At 41.3% G+C, this 18,563-nt stretch carries 14 protein-coding genes and 1 pseudogene; all 15 read left to right on the plus strand.

All coding sequences use genetic code 11. The features are described from left to right. Positions 1–12 precede the first annotated feature (12 nt). The 15 genes and pseudogenes from ACESTK_RS05645 (at position 13) to ACESTK_RS05715 (ending at position 18,174) form a co-directional block, all read left to right on the plus strand. Positions 13–426: a tyrosine-type recombinase/integrase gene (locus ACESTK_RS05645; RefSeq protein ID WP_195991006.1), complete on the plus strand. Its 414-nt coding sequence runs from the start codon at positions 13–15 to the stop codon at positions 424–426. A gap of 462 nt (positions 427–888) precedes the next feature. Beyond that, on the plus strand, positions 889–1,839 hold the full coding sequence (locus ACESTK_RS05650; RefSeq protein WP_202017067.1) for a PD-(D/E)XK nuclease family transposase: 951 nt from the start codon (positions 889–891) through the stop codon (positions 1,837–1,839). 107 nt (positions 1,840–1,946) lie between these two features. Next, on the plus strand, positions 1,947–2,402 hold the full coding sequence (locus ACESTK_RS05655) for a hypothetical protein (RefSeq protein WP_118584190.1): 456 nt from the start codon (positions 1,947–1,949) through the stop codon (positions 2,400–2,402). Positions 2,403–2,470: 68 nt separating this feature from the next. After that, positions 2,471–2,656 (plus strand): hypothetical protein, encoded by a 186-nt coding sequence (locus ACESTK_RS05660; RefSeq protein ID WP_173717810.1) that lies wholly within the window; start codon positions 2,471–2,473, stop codon positions 2,654–2,656. 289 nt (positions 2,657–2,945) lie between these two features. Beyond that, positions 2,946–3,119 carry a hypothetical protein gene (locus tag ACESTK_RS05665; RefSeq protein ID WP_173717811.1) on the plus strand — a complete coding sequence of 58 codons (174 nt, stop codon included), beginning with the start codon at positions 2,946–2,948 and terminating at the stop codon, positions 3,117–3,119. 116 nt (positions 3,120–3,235) lie between these two features. Next, positions 3,236–3,454 (plus strand): phosphatase PAP2 family protein, encoded by a 219-nt coding sequence (locus ACESTK_RS05670; protein ID WP_227202132.1) that lies wholly within the window; start codon positions 3,236–3,238, stop codon positions 3,452–3,454. Between the two features lie 288 nt (positions 3,455–3,742). Next, entirely contained in the window at positions 3,743–11,266 is a 7,524-nt protein-coding gene (locus ACESTK_RS05675; protein ID WP_373119079.1) for an InlB B-repeat-containing protein, read from the plus strand. A 51-nt stretch (positions 11,267–11,317) separates the two neighbouring features. Next, complete coding sequence (locus tag ACESTK_RS05680) at positions 11,318–12,112, plus strand: S8 family serine peptidase (RefSeq protein WP_373119082.1); 795 nt, start codon at positions 11,318–11,320, stop codon at positions 12,110–12,112. 258 nt (positions 12,113–12,370) lie between these two features. Next, positions 12,371–13,066: a TetR/AcrR family transcriptional regulator gene (locus ACESTK_RS05685; protein ID WP_226854472.1), complete on the plus strand. Its 696-nt coding sequence runs from the start codon at positions 12,371–12,373 to the stop codon at positions 13,064–13,066. A gap of 896 nt (positions 13,067–13,962) precedes the next feature. Further along, positions 13,963–14,442, plus strand: coding sequence for a pyridoxamine 5'-phosphate oxidase family protein (locus ACESTK_RS05690; protein WP_148462058.1), 480 nt, complete (start codon positions 13,963–13,965; stop codon positions 14,440–14,442). A 44-nt stretch (positions 14,443–14,486) separates the two neighbouring features. Beyond that, positions 14,487–15,419 (plus strand): DUF1848 domain-containing protein, encoded by a 933-nt coding sequence (locus ACESTK_RS05695; RefSeq protein WP_226854473.1) that lies wholly within the window; start codon positions 14,487–14,489, stop codon positions 15,417–15,419. 62 nt (positions 15,420–15,481) lie between these two features. After that, on the plus strand, positions 15,482–16,138 hold the full coding sequence (locus ACESTK_RS05700; RefSeq protein ID WP_226854475.1) for a thymidine kinase: 657 nt from the start codon (positions 15,482–15,484) through the stop codon (positions 16,136–16,138). Between the two features lie 25 nt (positions 16,139–16,163). Next, a pseudogene (locus ACESTK_RS05705) lies at positions 16,164–16,547 on the plus strand (arsenate reductase ArsC); the annotation flags it as partial. A 169-nt stretch (positions 16,548–16,716) separates the two neighbouring features. Continuing rightward, the gene (locus tag ACESTK_RS05710) at positions 16,717–17,499 is read left to right on the plus strand and encodes a PhzF family phenazine biosynthesis protein (RefSeq protein WP_195699163.1); all 783 of its coding nucleotides are present in this window, start codon (positions 16,717–16,719) and stop codon (positions 17,497–17,499) included. Positions 17,500–17,586: 87 nt separating this feature from the next. After that, complete coding sequence (locus ACESTK_RS05715; protein ID WP_226854476.1) at positions 17,587–18,174, plus strand: SOS response-associated peptidase; 588 nt, start codon at positions 17,587–17,589, stop codon at positions 18,172–18,174. Positions 18,175–18,563 lie beyond the last annotated feature (389 nt).

Consider the following 18,563-nt stretch of genomic DNA (forward strand, 5'->3'; position numbering starts at 1 on the left):
ATTTCAGCACTTTTGTGGTCTGATATTGATTTTGAAAAGCATCGTATTCGTGTCTGTAAAACTTTAAATGAGACGACGGTATTTTATGATGATAGTAAGAACCGCCTGGAGGAAACATACTCAAAGAAGCAGATTGCTACGCCGAATCGGGAACCACATTTGTTTAGTGTACATCCACATAAGTTTCGGCATACTTTTGTCACGAGAATGAATCAATCTGGTATGTCACCATTTACCGTTCGCAAGATTGTAGGTCACGCACATGTTAACATGACGGAATATTATACACACTTGGAACAGGAGTATATTTCAGATGAATTTAATAAATTCTCCGAGAAATATGAAGAGGAAAAAGTTCCGGCTATACCAGAAAAAAATAACAAAGGAAAATTATGGAAAATAACACTGATAATAAAAAAATACTAAAAGGTGGTCAAAAAGTGGTCAAAACAGTTTGGAAGATGCCACAAACCCGCATAAAACAAGGGCTTCCGCAGATACTATTAAGATGTCACCCATATGGGAACGGTGATTTGTTTCGCTATTAAAATGTCCGTTAAATGCGATCTTTTAAGGCTTTTCGAAGGTGCTAGGAGATTTTTATGAGTAGCATTAAATGGCGGTTCATGGCATGGGATTATTGCAAAAACCGTGCAGTAAAACAACCAGAAAAAAATTTTTTAATAGATCATATCTCAAGTACAATATGCTTTATTATAAAGTAAGACCGAACCAAGTATAATTGATTATGCAGGGTTCGGTCTGTTTCATTTGGGCTGTGATAATACAAGATCACGTATATAAATTAGCAGTTGTTACAAATGCCGAATTAGAGTATAATATAACTATATTCGGAAAAGGATTTTTGAATATACCCGAAAAGGAGTAATGCCAGTGAATACAGAAACGAAGAATGCAATTCTCATAACTGATAAAGATGCACAGTATGATGAGAGAGCGAAAAGACTGCTTGGTCAGAAAAGCATTCTGGCACATATACTGGTAAAAACAGTAGATGAATTCATGGGAATGAATCCAAAAGATGTAATATCTTACATTGAAGGAGAGCCATTTATTAATACTGTTCCGGTTGAACCTGGGCTTACGAATACTGTTGTTGAAAAAGATAGTCAGCGAGTCGTAGGTTTTAATTCTGAAAACCAGGAGATTCATGAAGGAACTATAAGGTTTGATATTATCTTTTATGTACGGATGAGAGATGGATTATCACAGATTATTGTGAACGTGGAAGCACAAAAGGATGAGCCTGAGAAATATGAGATTTTAAACCGAGCTATCTTTTATGTGAGTCGCATGATTTCTTCACAGAAAGAAAAAGATTTTTCAAATTCAAATTATAATGATATCAAACGTGTTTATTCCATCTGGGTGTGTATGAACATGCCGGAAAATAGTTTGGAGCATATTCATCTGGTAAAGGATAGTCTTGTCAATTCGCATGCCTGGAAGGGAAAGTTGGATCTGATTAATATTGTCATGATCGGACTGGCAGAAGAGCTTCCTGAACATGAAGAAAAATACGAGTTACATAGATTACTTGGAGCATTGTTATCCCAGAATCTGTCTGTAAATGAAAAATTGAATATCATCGGAAACGAATATGATATTCCAATGGAAGAAGACTTCAGAGAGGATGTGAGTGTTATGTGTAATTTAAGTCAGAAAATTAAAGAAACTGGAATTGAGATTGGTAAAAAAGAAATGATTGTAAAAATGCACAGCAAGGGTTATACAATCGCTCAGATCGCCGATGTAGCGGGAATGGAAGAAAAACGGATTGAAGAAATTATTAAAAATGAGGAATTGCTACCAGCATAATGTTGTGTGAAGGAAAAGTCATTCAAATGGATGTTCATTTGAATGGCTTTTTATCAATTCCCAGATAAAAGGAGAACAGCTTTTCCTTGAACAAAAGGAGATTATAAATGCGTGAATTAGTAGCGACTCTGGCAGGCGTAATTGTTGGCTGGATTTTCAATGAGATTACGATGTTTTTTCGTGAAAGACCAAAGCTTACTTTTAAAATGGTTTCTACACCAGAAACGGAACTGATAGATAAAGAATACCGTACTAAAACAAGTTTATCAGAACATGGAATTGAAATTTATAATACAGGTAAAAATCCATTTATACTAGAGAGCTTTGAATTGTGCTATAAAAACAAATTGCTTGTAGATTGTCACATAGTAGAAAATGCCAAGGTTCTTATGCCCTCTGAAAGTTTCACATATACACTTATGGAACAAGAGGCAGATGCTCTACAACACCATTGCAATCAAGAAAAATTTGAAACTTGTGATGTGACAGCCTATAGTGTGGAAGGTAAGAAAATAAAAACAAAATTATGGGTTCCATTGTTTTATATTAGGGCTGGCAGATAAAATGCAATATCATCGGAAACGAATATGATATTCCAATGGAATAAGACTTTAGAGAGGATGTGAGTGTTATGTGTAATTTAAGTCAGAAAATTAAAGAAACTGGAATTGAGACAGGAATTGAGATTGGTAAAAAAGAAATGATTGTAAAAATGCACAGCAAGGGTTATACAATCGCTCAGATCGCTGATGTAGCGGGAATGGAAGAAAAACAGATTGAAGAAATTATTAAAAATGCGGACTTGCTGCCAGCATAAATGAAGAAGTTGTCGCCATCTGGTTGGATAAATATCTGATCGGATGGCAATTTTATTATAGAAATTCAACTATTTCCCTATATCGATACAGAAATCATTTTATATCATCAAACCCTGCAAATCTAAAGTGGTAATCACATTTCAATTCCATTTCTTTTATAAATCGAGAAAATCTTAAAAAAATCGCAATTTATTTTCAAATTTTTACACTTTTCGTCGAAAATTTTTATTATTTATAAGTAGGAGAGTAAAGAACCACTCCATATTATGAAAACGGAGGGATAAAAGAATGTGGGTATTTTGGCTTGTGTTCTTCGTTCTGATGGCAGTGGTGATTACGCTTATGTATTGCTGCCTTATCAGAGCTAGTGTGGTGGACGACGAAATGGAGAAGGCGTTTCAACAAAAGATGAAATTACGAAAGGATGAGGCAGAAAAATGTCAAGAGGACGAGCAGGAGTAATATCGAAAGAATACAAAGGGGAAGAGAATACAGAATTTCATGACATCATAAAACTTTTTAAGATTTACCGAGTAGTAAACTGGCAAATGCAGATTAAGATCAATCAGGTAAGTGTCATGCTTTCGCTTATGTATCAGGCAAATCATAGGAGTTCGAATTACTGGTTACGAAAAGAAACTAATATTTTTTCTGTTCTTTTTTCCTTGTTTATGATATGTGGAAGATTATTATATGGTGTACACTGGTGTACAGACATCATCGGAGGTGTTCTATTGAGCTTCGGATTGTTTGGAATATATCGGGGAGCCACTTTACTTTGCTGTAGGAATCAGTGACAGATTGGAGAAAAAACGGGTAGAGAAACATATGCAATAGCAGTAGGGGTGCTGTTTCTGATAATAAAAAGAATCATCCTTTGTATCGTGTGAAAAACGAATAAAGTTTTATAAAAAGGGATTGTTCAGAGTGAACATTCCTTTTTCTATTGGAAATTTGCCATAAATTGTCAAATAACAGTTGCTTAAAGGTACCAAATAATATATAATTGACTATAATCAATAGTTAAAATATCATTGTAATTACAAGAAAAGGCAAAAGCATTGCCAAAAGGGAGGAGGAAATGTATGAAGCATTTCAGAAAAACAATTGCACTCTTTCTGGTGGTAGTTATGCTGACAACCACAATGGGAAGTACTGTGCTTGCAGGAACTGAAAATCAGGGATTTTCGGATCAAGCAGAAACGACCGTGGATAGCAGGTTTCTGGATGGAATTGATACAGCTGGTTACGATTATGTGATCACATCCCAGGAACAGGCCGATGAACTAAGGGTGTCGGATGATTCCAAATCCATTTTGGTTGCATGTGGGTCAGTTTATCTTTCCGGCATCACAGCAGGAACCATCACAATCCGCAATACAACAAAGATCCAGCTATCTAATGTTACTGCGAAAGCACTGGACATCAGCCAGGGTACTGCGATCAGCTTCACTGGTGTGAAAGCAGACCAGCTGTTGATAGCCGGGGAAAAGACAGAAGAGTCTTCCCTGCAGATTGATTCTGAAACGAATATTTCCAAACTGGAATTAAACGGCGGCCAGGCAGTAACACTGGAAGGAAGCGGAACCATCGGAGATGTGGAAGTAAAAGAACCGGTAAGTTCCCTGGCGGTTTACGCCACCTGTAAAGTAACAAACCAGTCCGGAAAAGCACTGGAACTGGAAAAACCAGACGGAAGCAGTGAAACCCTTCCAAGTGGTGCAGCAAGCTCTCTGAAACTGGAAACTTACTCCGTTACATTTGTAGCTGATGGCAGTGAAGTGGCTGTCCGTCAGACAGTTCCCGGAACTCCGGTGGATGTTACCGGGATCACGCCAGAAAAAGAAGGATACATATTTACCACCTGGTATCAGGATGCGGCCTGTACAGAAGCGTATTCCCAGTTTGACTGTGTGAACGGACCTCTGACCTTATATGCAGGTTTTACAGATGCTGCTGAAGCTGTGACCGTTACCTTTGAAACATTTGATGGTACACCAGCAGCACCTCTTACCTTTGCAAAAGGGGAAACACTTCTTTCCAAACCAGTATCCAAAATTTCTACAAATAAGGAGGGCTATACCTTCGGCGGATGGTGCCGTGATGAAGCGTGTACCGAATTATTTGCATATACAGAGCCGATTCAGGAAGATATGACTCTGTATGCGCTTTTTACTTCCAATGAAGCCATAAGCCAGGAAAAGGATGGAAGCTGTGCGGAGTTAAATGATTTCGACTGGCAGGGAGAGATCCCGCTGATTACAGATACCAAAATGACAGAAGACGAGGTTCTGTCCGCTGTCTCCTTAGAGCCGGGAGCCGGTGATCTGGATCCGATCCTGTCTGTAAAAAAGACACCGAACGGTTTCTCCATTTTCGGTGAATATTACGAAAAAGATGGAAAAAAAGGATTTGAGCCGGGAGCCACATTTACAGTAAGGCTTCCTAAAGAAATTAATTTTGCAGATTATTCCAAAGATGTTCGCTCAGTTACAGTTTCTGTTTATAAAGAGAAGGTGGAGATTGTTGGTTTTTCAGAAGATATCGATTATATTCTCTGGGACCAGGTAATATCCTACACCCCTGCTGTTGAGAAAGAAAATTCAGAAGAAACAGCAGGACAAACAGAAAAAGAAACAACTGAACTCCTTCAGGAGGAAGAAAAGGAAATTCTTTCCCGGCAGGAAGCGGATGAGCCTTCCGCAACAACAGAAGAAAATGAAGAACTTCCTTCCGAGGAAAAACCGGAAATTGAAACAGAAGAGGATGTACCGGAAACCGAAACTCCGGCATATGAGCCTGGGGAACTTCTTGTAAATGGGACGCTTAACTATGAGCCCGGGGAAATCGTAGCCTTTTATGACGGCGAAATCGGCCGGGATGAAAAGAGCATGGATTCCTATACCGAAGGCTCTTTTGACGGATATGTGCTTTTTGCTCAGGTTGTGGATGTCCAGAGCGAAGGGGATCAGACAAGGATCTGGTTCGGATATGCCAATCCACAGGATTACCTGGCAGATTTTGATGTAAACACTACAGATGATGTAGATCTGGAGAGCCAGCTGTCCGAAGAAGAACTCCAGGTAGTGGAATCCAAAATCGTCAGCCAGGTAGAGGAAAACGAGGAATTAAAAGCCCAGATGCTGATGGCGGTTATGACTTCTGAGGAAACCCAGAAGATGATCAATGAAAAATACGGGGAAGGAGTTTATTCCCTGGCAGGAATGAATGCCACCCTGAAGCCGGGCAAACCATCCGTAAAGATCTCTGCATCCGGCAGCAATGTAACTGCGACGATCAGCATCTCGGCAAGTGCAGCCATTAAGAACGGTTCGAAGACGATTCTTACCATTTCACCTAAGCTGTCCTTTACCCAGAGCCTGTCCGTACAGACTAATGTAAAAGGTGGAAAATTCTGGATCGATATGTCCGTAACTTTGCGTTCCACATCCAAGATTTCCCTTACGGTTACCGCATCCTCCGGCGGCTCTGTAAAGCTGTTCAATGATGCGAAGAAAACACTTTCCGAGATCGTAAAACCAGAAGGGTTAAAGGATTCCAACGACTACAGCCAGTATGACAAAAATGTTTCCGAACTAATGAAGACAGTTGGTTCCATTGTAAATTCCTCCCTGGTCTACAATGATATTTTCAACGTCGTTCTTTTGAAGCTGCGGTTCTCTTTTTACGGAATCATTACCTTGGGTGTGGATATTGACCTTGTGGGCCAGGTCGGTGTGCTGGCAACCTTTGGCGTGGAAATTGAGGTAAAAAGCGGAGAACGCATTGGATTTGAGTATAAGTTCCTGAAGTTTGAAGGAAGCTCCTATACACAGAAGCTGGAAAGCAGCGTGACCAGCAGTGTTTACCTGATTGGTAAAGTAGGGGCAAGGGTGGGAATCCGTGTTACGATTTCCATTACCTTCTGCGGCTTCATCTCCACCAGCATAGAAGGCAGCGTCTACGCTTACGCAGAATTGTCTGGCTTCTATTATAACACCGCGAATCTGGTAAGCGGTGCAAGCACAGAGCTGGGCGCATTGAAATTTGAGGTCGGTATTGATGTGGTTGTCAAGCTTCAGCTGAAAGTCAAGCTTATCTTTAAGACCAAGAAAAAGAGCTGGACCGTATACAGCGGCAGATGGCCGTTGTGGTCGAAAAGCTATTCCAGCGGTTTTTCCTATATGAACCAGACCACGTTGGCTGACATGTGGAAGGTTGTGTCCAAAAATGCAGACCAAAAAGATTCCTTCGGTTTTTCTTCCATTCCGATGAAAAACTGGGATATGGCGAAAGGCACATGCAAAGAAAGCTTCGTTCTGGCGACCCAGAAGGATGCAGGTATTTCCCTTCAGATCCAGAATCTGAAAGTTGATGGGAAAGCAGTATCGGACAAAGATCCCCTGGCAAAACTCTTTTATGTAGGAAACGGAAAGAACAACACCAGCCCCGGATTTATTTATCTGGATCAGGGCCTAGCGGCAAAATATAACTGTAAAAAGGCAGAACTGGACCTTGTTGTAACTTATACCAACAACAGCAAATCTGCTATCGTGAAAAAGCAGGTCAGCAGGTTCCATCTTAGTAAAAAAATTTATGTTGCAACCACAAACCACACGATAAAAGTCGTGCTCAGGGACTGGTGCGCAGACGAATGGGGACTGGATCCTGCCGGCTGGGACAATGCCCTGGTTTATCAGAACACTTTTACCAGTTATCTAAGTACAGGCCAGAAAACAGCAGAGTGGAAAACCGTCAGCCTGAATTTAAACCAGATCATCCAGAAAGCAAAAGATGCTTATCCGGAACTGGCAGGTATGGAATGTAAGTGGATAAATGGAAGCGGTTCCCTACAATCCGGAATTGGTTCCGTGAAGGACTGTTCACTGGATGCGCAAAATGGAACCTTAAGATATAAAGTTTTTGCGGATGACCAAAATTATGAAACAACTTATTATCTTTATGTGCACAGATTCCCGGGTGAAAGCAGCCAGGTAAATTATCACATAAGCCTGAACGGGAAAGAAGCAGATACCACTTATAAGCTGTGGGTAACTGCTGCGGACGGTACCGTGAAGGAATTTAAGAAGCAGAAGAACGGCAGCTATGACCTCACCATAAACAAACGGGATTTTAACGGGGAACAGCAGGCGGTGATGATGTCCGTAAATAACGAACCGGATCAGAAGACCAGCCTGTCCATAACCGGCAGGGAGAGCCAGAAAGACGTCTACCTGAAACTTGATCTCCGTCAGGTACAGCTTGTCATACAGGCTGGAGACGGAATCAGGACTTTTAAGGCATATCGGAAATCATTTTTTAGAAATGTGCTGATCCGTTCTGAGGAGATCCGTTCCGGAACGAAAGTGGAAATAAGGACTGTGCTGGACCCGGATTACAGTGACCTGGAAGTCGTCAGTACATATGATAACTTTAAATACAGCGTTACTGGTGAGAATAAAATCACCTTTACCATGCCACAGAGAAATATCACGCTGGTCCTTCGGGCCTATAAACGCCATAAGATCACATTTGATTATAATTTAGACGATTACGGGGTTTATAAGACCATTTACTCCACAGAAAAGCAGGATGTAACAGTACCAGAGGATCCGTCTGTGCCTGGTTACGTATTTAAAGGCTGGTATCTGACAGCAGATGGAAGCGGGGAACCGTATGAATTTGACCGTAAGTTAAAAGAAGACAGTACACTTTATGCACAGTGGGAACCATTAGTTTCACCGGAGCAGATACTGGAATCCATAACAGGAGTTTTATCCAATCATTATACGGACTCCCTGGAAAAGTATCTTCCACTGGAAAATACTCCCAAAAAGCTTCAGGCAGAAATTACTGGAAGACTGACAGAAATCCTGGAAAAGGAAAATGTGTATCAGCTGTATGGGAACCGGATTTCTTTCCATGTGGTGCTCGCTGACAAAGTAGAAGAGACAGAAAACCAGTATATCTATACTTACCAGGCAGATATCCTTTATAAAGATCTGGCTGGAAAAGAATGGGAAGGTACTGCCAAGGGCAGTTTTGTACTGGGAAAAATGAAACCTGAGGTTTCGGTACTGCCACTGGCTGGAAACCTGAAATATCAGGAAAAACTGGCGCTCAGTCCGTTTACGGGAGGCGAAGTGACCTACAAAGAAAACAAGGTGACCGGAAGCTTCCGCTGGAATGAACCGGAGCTTGTGCCTGCAGGAGAAGATAACGGAACCGCAAAATACAAAGCGACATTTATACCGGATGGTGACAGCGCAAAGCTTTATACCCCTGTAGAATTTGAATTACCAGTGAAAACACAGATCGGTGTCCGCGTAAGCTGTAAAGCTGACAGCCGAGATTATGAAAAAGGTAATGTTACCACCACCGGAACCTATGAACTGACACGTGCCGGTGACGGTATGAAACTAACGGATCTGGAACTGACAGACGGTATCTTTAAGTTTGAACAGGAAACACCTGGTGAAAACCTTAAAGTTACCTTCAGCGGTTATAAGATCCGGGACGACCAGAACACGGATAACCTGTATGTGCTTCTGGATGAAACAGCTGAGACAACAGCCTCTATTGGAATGGTCACTCCAAAAATCGAGGAAGTTCCGACGACAGCACTGCTGGGTTATGGCAAGACTTTAAGTGACTGTACAATTACAGGCGGAAAGGCAATCTGGAAGGGAGAAATAATAGAAGGTACGTTCAGCTGGAAAACTCCAGAAGCAAAACCAGTCGGAGAAGATAACGGAACTGAAAAGGCAAACTATACAGTTGTATTTACACCTTCTGAAGCCAACATTTATCTTCCTGTAGAATTTGACCTTCCAGTAAGAACGCAGATTGGTGTCCACGTAAGCTGTAAAGCCAACAGCCGTGATTACGAAAAAGGTAATGTTACCACCACCGGAACCTATGAACTGACACGTGCAGGCGATGGTATGAAACTGGAAAATCTGGAACTGACAGACGGTGTCTTTAAGTTTGAACAGGAAACACCTGGTGAAAACCTAAAAGTTACCTTCAGCGGTTATAAGATCCGGGAAGACCAAAATGCAGATAACCTGTATGTGCTTCTGGATACTACAGCTGAAACAACAGCCTCTATCTACTGGATCACGCCAGTGATCGAAACTGTGCCAACCGTAGCACAGGAATTTGAAATCGGTACCAGATTAAAGGATATCCAAAATTCACCAGAAAAGGATCCGGTCTTAACCGATGGAAAAGCTACATACAATCAGAAAGAAATTCCAGGAACCTGGCAATGGCAAAATCCTGAGACAGTACTTGACCAGGTGGGTGAAATCCGATACACAATGCTGTTTATTCCAGAAAATACAGCTGGATTTAAAACAATCCAGGCAGAAGTAACCGTATCCACAATAAAAGCAGTGGTGACGCCTCCTGAGATCCCGGAAATGGTCTATAATGGGCAGGAACAGGCTCCGGTTATTCCAGAAACGGAATTCTATAAAACAGTTCAAAATGAAAAGCATTTAGATGCTGGAGAGTACAATGTAACGATGGAACTTAAGAATCCTGCACTGTACAGATGGTCGGAAAGTGAAGAAAAAATTACGATCCTGCCCTATAAGATTCAAAAAGCCAAAGCAGACATTACAGGAACTCCGGACCCGGAAAAACTGACCCTAATTTATGGGCAGATGCTTTCAGATGGATTGACGTCAGAAACAGAACCGGACAGAGCGAAAAAGAAAACTCTGATTGCAAAAGATATGATATCCGGAATCAAGGTGAAGGTCGCAGAGATGGAAACAGCCGGAGAATGGCAGTGGAAGCTTGAAGAATCCGAGAAAAAGCAGCTGGCAGTTACTGAAAACGCTTATAAGCTTCAAGCAGTTTTTCAACCTGCTGATGAAAGCGTGGCAAAAAATGTAGAACCGATTGAAGAGATATTTACCGTAAAAGTAAAGAAGGCGGTACCTGCATTGACGTGTAAAGATTTCAGCGGAAAACTATTTAATTCAATAGATAATGAAGGAAATGTGGTTGGAAGTTATCTTTCAAATGCAGAGATTAATGGCTGGGTTGAAGCGAAAAATCCAATTACTGGCGAAACTATTGTGGGAACCTGGAAGGCAACACCTGTTGAGGACAAAGTCATCACTAAAGAGGGTGGAGGATTTGCATATAAGCTTACCTTTACTCCGGAAGATACAGTAAACTATTCAGAAGCTGTTGTTGAAAACTTGATGATTTATATTCATGTCGACTATAAGCCTGTAGTTCCAACGGACGCCCCTGCTCCAACAGAAACTCCAGCTCCGATAGAAGCTCCGGCTCCAACAGAAACTCCAGCTCCAACAGAAGCTCCAGCTCCAACAGACGCACCAGCTCCGACAGACGCACCAGCTCCAACGGACGCACCAGCTCCGACGGAATCCCCAGCTCCAACGGACGCACCAGCTCCAACGGACGCACCAGCTCCGACAGAAGCCCCTGCTCCGACGGAATCCCCAGCTCCAACGGACGCACCAGCTCCAACGGACGCACCAGCTCCGACAGAAGCACCTGCTCCGACGGAAGCTCTGGCTCCAACGGACGCCCCGGCGCCAACAGAACCTCTGGCTCCGACAGAATAAATTAGCTACAAAAAACTGACTGATCAATTGAATTTGACAAAAAAAGATGCTATGAAACACAAACTAAAAATTTTTTCAAAACTTCCATTAATTGCTTTGTACCTTATGTCTGCAATCGGAGTATATACTCCGGTTCTTGCAGACAGTGAATCCCAGGTAACTGTGTGTATTCTGGATTCAGGCTGCAACATGGAAGACATTACAGGGTGGAATTATCTGGAAGGCAACAATAACCTTTCTGACAACAGCGGACATGGAACAGGCGTCTGTGAAATCCTGCTGGAAAAGGCACCGGATGCAAATCTGGTCATGCTAAAGTGTTTTGATGGGGAATCTGAAAATCAGACAGACGATAATACCATCATCCAGGCCATCTATGACAGCGTAGATAAATACCATGCAGATATCCTTAATATGAGTTGGACACTGAATAGAGATTCGAACCTCCTCCATGAAGCAATTCAGTATGCCAGCGAAAACGGAGTCCTGATACTGGCTACAGCCGGAAACCTGAGCTTCCAGACACCTTCTGGAAGCCAGGTATATCCGGCTGCCTGGGAAGAAGTAATCGGCGTGGCAGGAGCTGATCTTGATGAAAACGGGAATCCCATAAGTTCGCTGTGGTATCTTGGCGGTGAAGCAGTATATGTAAGCGCAAACGGAAGTTATGAAGATCAGAAAGGATCCTCCTATGCGGTCCCCAGAGTAAGTGCAGCTGTAGCAGGGTACCTGCTGGAGAATCCAGGTGTAACGCAGGAAAAAGTACTGGACTATCTGAAAAATAAAGCTGTTGATGCCGGAGACAAGGGATATGACCTTCAGTTTGGGTGGGGGTATATCGAATGAAAATTGATAAGTAGTTAGAATAATGCGGAATGTAGATACAAAACAAAAGAATGCAGCTCATGTGTTGCATTCTTTTTGTTTTATAAAGCCTGCAAAAAAGAGCAATCATTTTTCATAGGCCTTTTTTCATAAATATAATGTGGAAATTTTGTACAAATTATCCAAATAATAGTTGCGAAAAACTTTAAAGCAATATATAATTGATTATAATCAAAAGTATATGCAAAATTATAATTACAAGGATGGATTGATGTAAAAATGCCAAAAGGATTACAACATAAAGGAATCGTCAGAAGAAACAAAATGATCTATGCAGCAGTAAAATTATTTCTGGAAAATGGATACGAGAAGACCACAACAGCCTCTATTGCAAAGGCTGCCGGGATGTCCCCCTCTTCCTTTTTTGCAGCATTTGATAATAAAGAAGCCTTGCTGCTTACCCTGGTCAAAACAATGTTTGGAAGCCAGTTTGATAAGGCTGAGAAATTATTAGGGGAAACCCCGGATCCGTTGCTTGTCTATGGAGTAGAAGTTTCGATACAGATGTACATAGCCGAATTGTCAGAACCGTTGAGGGAATTATATGTGGTAGGATATTCTCTTCCTACTACCTCAGAATATATTTATATGCGCACGGCGCAGAAGATTCAGCATATTTTTTCACAATATATAAAAGAAGCAGAATTGAAAGATTTTTATGAAATGGACATTGCCTCTGCCGGAATCACCAGAGGATTTATGGCAAAAAAATGCGACCTCTATTTTACCATGGAAAACAAATTAAGAAGATTACTGAAATGCTGCTTTACCTTATATAAAGTACCGGAAGCCAAACAAGAGGAAGTAATCGGTCAGATCTTAAAAATGGATCTGAAACCAATTGCAGAGAAAATCATAGAAGACACAGTAAGAAAAGCAGAAGAAGGATTTGAATCAGTTTTGGCAGAAAAGTAAATATTTTGAAAATTATATAAGTATAAAAGGACTGACAAAACCTGTCAAAAGTAGCAGCGACCTGCACAGAAGATGGATTAACGGAAGGAAGATACTGTGAAACCTGTGGTGCAGTATTTGCAGCACAGAAAGCAGTGAAGGCAACAGGCCATAAAGAAGTAATAGACAAAGAAATAAATGCCACGTATTTTACCCTTTAAGGATCCTGAACCTGAGGAAATTAATGGTTTTAAAGACATTACAGAAGCTGTAAACTTTTTAGATATAATTATCCAATGTGACGGACAATCAATAAATAATAAAGAGCATTTCTGCTTCACTCATAGAACAATTGAACCACATGAGGAGCGACGTGTTGAATATAGCGATGGAAGAACCGAAATGGGATGCTTTAAGTGCGAGGCATGCTCCTGGAGAAGAACTATTCGGTATATAAATGAACCATCATGGTATGCAGATTAAAGATATCCGGGGCACAAATTGTCATGTTGTTCATATCTGTAAGGAAATTTACAGGAAGTAAGGGGCTGGAAACAGTCCCTTTTCAAATACTTTTGGAAAGTTACAGGGAAAACATATGGATAAAGTTTTGAAAAACTGTGCGTCGCATTCTCGTTACTTCAGTGATGAGCTAGGCGCACTATTTTTTGAAAATAAGTAGAACAAATGTTTGTAAATTCTATTTGCATATGGTACAATTCATTAGGAAAGTATCAGATTCAGAGCAAACAAAAAGAGCAATTCTGAGAAAAACTGGAACTGCTCTGAATGTGATTCTTTCCAATTGAATTGTCTGGTAATCTATATAGATGAAAAATGGAGTTTGCCTTAATCAAAATGTAATCTTAAAAATGAGATTCCATTGAAAAGGAAAATAATTGGCAGGAGGATATCTTATGTTTCGCGAGATGAGAAGATTTAAGCAACAGGTTTCACAAGATGAATGTAAAAAAATATTAAAAGATGAAAAAAGAGCTGCTTTTTCTGTAATTGGTGATGAAGGGTATCCCTATACCATTCCAATTAATTTTTACTATGAAGAGGCTGATCATACGATTTATTTTCATGGAGCCAGAGAAGGACACAAGATGGATGCAATCCAGAAATGTAATAAAGTGTGTCTGACAACCTGGAACCAGGGTTTCAAAAAAGAAGGGCACTGGGAGTGGAATGCCACAAGTGTTGTTGTGTTTGGAAAAGCAGAACTTATCACAGATACCAAGATTATAGAAGACCGTCTTCGAAAACTGGCAGAAAAATATTACCCTACAGTAGAAGAAGTAGAAAAAGAAATGAATGGTTCTGCAAGAAGTCGTGTCCAGCTATTTGCAATCAGAATTGAGCATATGACAGGGAAGCTTGTAAATGAGAAATAATATGTAAGAGAGTTTGCTGACATAAAAAAGAAGGGAACACATTTATGATTATTCAGACCGGTATGCGGACGGATATCCCGGCGTTTTATTCGGAATGGCTGTGTAACCGGATAAAAGAGGGCTACGTGATGGTTCGGAATCCATATCAGCCGCAGCAGGTAACAAGATATACCTTTTCGCCTTCTGTGGTAGATCTGATTGCGTTCTGCTCGAAAAATCCGGCGCCTATGCTTTCACACATGGATTTACTGAAAACATATGGAATGTACTGGTTCGTTACCATTACCCCTTATGGAAAAGAAATAGAGCCTCTGGTTCCAGATGTAGAAGCGGTAATAGATACATTTCGGCAACTGGCTGAGATTACAGGACCGGATTCCATGGGATGGCGTTATGACCCTATATTCCTGAATGAGACTTATACGCCAGAGGTCCATATCCAAAAGTTTACACAGATCGCACAGGCCCTTGAGGGCTATACCCATACCTGCGTGATCAGTTTCATCGACCTGTACCAGAAAGTGAGAAGAAATTTTCCGGAAGCCCAAGCTGTACCAAAAGAAAAACGTCTGTCACTTGGGAAAACCATGATACAGATAGCCGCGGCACATGGAATGAAAGTATATCCCTGTGGAGAAGGAACAGAATTAGCCTGTTATGGGGCAGATTGCAATGGCTGTATGACACAGGAAACATACGAAAAAGCCCTCCATACCACGCTGGATATACCGAAAAAGCAGCCACTACGGAAAGAATGTGCCTGTTTTATGGGAAATGATATTGGAGCATATAATACCTGTCTTCATGGATGTAAATATTGTTATGCTAATTACGATACCAAAACGGTTCGTCAGAATTATGCTTTGCATGATCCGAAATCCCCGTTTTTGATTGGAAATTTAATAGCGGATGATAAAATACATCAGGCGGATCAGAAAAGCTGGATCGACGGACAACTGGTTCTGAAATTTGATTGATAGAAGGAAAAGCTATATGGAAAAGCTTTTGAAAGAACACTGAGCATAAGGAGAGTCTGAAAATGGCAAAATTATATTTCCGCTACGGAGCAATGGGAAGCTCGAAATCAGCAAACATACTAATGGTCCGTTATAACTACGAAGAGCGCGGTCAGTATGCCGTTTTGTTAAAACCAAGAACAGACAGCCGGGATGGAGAACGCAAGATCCAGTCTCGTATGGGATTATCTGCTTCAGCAGAATACGTGGATAAATTTTTAAAAGAGATTTCCCAAACCTGGAAAGAAGGAAATAAAGAATACAGTTATCAGGGAAAGAAAGTGGATGCAGTTCTGGTAGATGAAGCACAGTTCCTTTCGGAAGCGGAAATAGACACTTTGTCCGACCTTGTGGATTTTTATAATATTCCAGTGATCTGCTATGGACTGCGCACCGATTTCCGCAACCGCTTATTTCCTGGCTCCAGACGTCTGATGGAGATTGCAGATGTCATAGAAGAGGTGCCGACTGTCTGCTGGTGTGGAAAGCGTGCACAGTGTAATACCCGGTATGCAAATGGAAAAATTGTACGGGAGGGTGCGCAGATCATGCTTGGCTCCAATGAAAGCTATGTGGCGCTTTGCCGGAAGCACTACAAAGAAGGAAAATTATGGAAAGAAGCTGGAGCAGAAAATGAAACGAGCACCAGGAGAAACTGTAAAATTATGGAAAAGGAGTAAGATATAAGAGGAAGGGGACTATTCTATGAGTAAGAAAAAGGTAGCTTTTATCTGTGTCCATAATTCATGCCGCAGCCAGATAGCAGAAGCATTCGGAAAGCATTTGGCATCAGATGTATTTGAAAGCTATTCGGCTGGTACAGAGACAAAACCGCAGATCAATCAGGATGCGGTCCGGATTATGAAAGAATCATATGGAATAGATATGGAAGCAGATGGTCAGTACAGCAAACTGATTTGCGATATCCACACGCCTGATATTGTGATTTCCATGGGATGCAATGTCGGATGCCCGTTTATTGGCAGATCTTTTGACGATAACTGGGGACTGGAAGATCCAACGGGAAAAAGCGATGAGGCGTTTAAATTAGTTATGGAAGAAATCAGGAAGAAAATCCTTGAATTAAAGAAGCATGCTTTTGATATGCTAAAGCCAGAATTACAGGTAAGCAAGGAAGCGGCAGCAAAGTTCAACCTTCATTTTGAATATGCGCTGAAACATTACTTTGCAGAAAACTAAAATAGATTTTGATAATTCAAGTGAAAATTGTACGTTAGGATCGGAGAAAAATAAAGAAATGAAACAATATATCGTGGATGCTTTTACAAATGAACCGTTCTCCGGAAACCCGGCAGCGGTTTGTGTGATGGATCAGTGGCCATCTGAGAAATCTATGATGAAGCTTGCTATGGAAAACAATCTTTCCGAAACAGCATTTATTGTAAAAGAGGAAAAAGGTTACCATTTAAGATGGTTCACACCGGGAACGGAAGTGGAATTATGCGGGCATGCAACACTGGCTTCTGCTTTTGTGATCCTGAATTATTATGAACCCCAAAGCGATGCTGTTACATTCCATACCCTTAGTGGAAAGCTGACGGTCAGGAAAGACGAAAATCTATATGAAATGGATTTTCCAACCTATGAACTTCGTGAGATACCAGTTACGGATGCAATGGAAAGGGCATTCGGGGTACGGCCACAAAAAGCAGTTCTGGGGCTTGACCTGATCTGTGTCTTTGAAAAGGAAGAGCAGGTACGGCAGATGCAGCCTGACCAGACACTTTTAAAGGAAATCGAGGGCAGGATCCAGAACGCTACAGCTGCAGGAATAAATGTGGACTGTGTTTCGAGAAGCTTCTGTCCGAAACTATCCATTGCAGAAGATCCTGTATGTGGGTCTGCGCATTGCCAGATCGCTGCGTACTGGTCCAGAGTTTTGAACAAGCCTGCGATTAAAGCGTATCAGGCATCCAGACGTGGGGGATATCTTTACCTTGAACTTCTGGATAAAGGAAGGATAAAGATCAGCGGGGAAGCCGTATTGGTTGCGGTTGCTGATATTAAGGCAAAACTCTAAATGGGAGCTATCGAAGATTCCTTTTAATAAAAGAAATACTAAGAGAAGTAAAGAAACTTTATAGTATGGATGAAAGAGGGATAGAACATGTGCGGAAGATATTACATCTCAGAAGAAACCTATCAGGATCTACAACGGATTGTCTCCCTGGTTGAGCAGAACATAAAGAAAAAAATTCAGACCGGGGACATTCATCCTACGGAAACGGCTCCCGTTCTTGTATGGAAAGAGCCGGGAAGGCTTTGCCTGACCGAAAAAACCTGGGGGTATCCAGGCTGGCAGAAAAAAGGCATCATTTTTAATGCCAGGGCAGAGTCTGTAAAAGAGAAGCGGATCTTTCAGAATGGGATTTCCTATCACCGGGCAGTGATTCCAGTAAGTGGTTTCTATGAATGGAACCATCAGAAGGAAAAAAATACTTTTTACCGGAAATATGGGAATACCATGTATCTGGCAGGATTTTATGACCGGTTTGGTATGGAAGACCGTTTTATCATTCTTACGACACAGGCCAATGATTCCATGAAACTGGTACATGACCGGATGCCGCTGGTTCTGGAAAGCAACCAGGTTGTTCCCTGGCTTAGTGAAAAGGAAAGTGCAGGAAAACTCTTGCAGCAGGAGCCGGTTTCCTTAGAACGCTATACGCCCTATGAGCAGCAGTCTTTGTTTTGAAATATAAATATAGAATCCAGAAAAAGCTGGTATGTGATTCGTTCACAGAACCAGCCTTTTTATTTTATCACAAAAATCGAAAACGGGATCGGAATCAGAACCAAAGGTTCATTCCGATAAATTGGACACAACGAAAAAAAGAGGGAAAAAGAAACATTTACCACTTTACATCCGGTAAGTGAGGCTATATAATATGCAAAAGCAGAACATATGTTCTTAATATGAGAGAGGTGAATCCTGTGGAACGAAAAATCTTACACAGTGACGCAAATTCATTTGTGTGACTTGAAAGTCACTACATTTATTGTCTTGCCGTAAGGTGTAAGACCTGCTGTTCCGTCAGTTGAGTCTAATATCTACAAAGTAGCGGGTAACTGCTATGAGGAAAC

It is taken from the genome of Ruminococcus sp. Marseille-P328, from assembly GCF_964249465.1.
Lineage (GTDB): Bacteria > Bacillota > Clostridia > Lachnospirales > Lachnospiraceae > Blautia_A > Blautia_A faecis.

Coding starts and splice junctions, on each gene's coding strand:
- ACESTK_RS05670 (WP_227202132.1), top strand. CDS start 3,236: ATGCTTTCGCTTATGTATCAGGCAAATCATAGGAGTTCGAATTACTGG.
- ACESTK_RS05655 (WP_118584190.1), top strand. CDS start 1,947: ATGCGTGAATTAGTAGCGACTCTGGCAGGCGTAATTGTTGGCTGGATT.
- ACESTK_RS05710 (WP_195699163.1), top strand. CDS start 16,717: ATGAAACAATATATCGTGGATGCTTTTACAAATGAACCGTTCTCCGGA.
- ACESTK_RS05665 (WP_173717811.1), top strand. CDS start 2,946: ATGTGGGTATTTTGGCTTGTGTTCTTCGTTCTGATGGCAGTGGTGATT.
- ACESTK_RS05675 (WP_373119079.1), top strand. CDS start 3,743: ATGAAGCATTTCAGAAAAACAATTGCACTCTTTCTGGTGGTAGTTATG.
- ACESTK_RS05685 (WP_226854472.1), top strand. CDS start 12,371: ATGCCAAAAGGATTACAACATAAAGGAATCGTCAGAAGAAACAAAATG.
- ACESTK_RS05660 (WP_173717810.1), top strand. CDS start 2,471: ATGTGTAATTTAAGTCAGAAAATTAAAGAAACTGGAATTGAGACAGGA.
- ACESTK_RS05700 (WP_226854475.1), top strand. CDS start 15,482: ATGGCAAAATTATATTTCCGCTACGGAGCAATGGGAAGCTCGAAATCA.
- ACESTK_RS05680 (WP_373119082.1), top strand. CDS start 11,318: ATGAAACACAAACTAAAAATTTTTTCAAAACTTCCATTAATTGCTTTG.
- ACESTK_RS05715 (WP_226854476.1), top strand. CDS start 17,587: ATGTGCGGAAGATATTACATCTCAGAAGAAACCTATCAGGATCTACAA.
- ACESTK_RS05695 (WP_226854473.1), top strand. CDS start 14,487: ATGATTATTCAGACCGGTATGCGGACGGATATCCCGGCGTTTTATTCG.
- ACESTK_RS05690 (WP_148462058.1), top strand. CDS start 13,963: ATGTTTCGCGAGATGAGAAGATTTAAGCAACAGGTTTCACAAGATGAA.
- ACESTK_RS05650 (WP_202017067.1), top strand. CDS start 889: ATGCCAGTGAATACAGAAACGAAGAATGCAATTCTCATAACTGATAAA.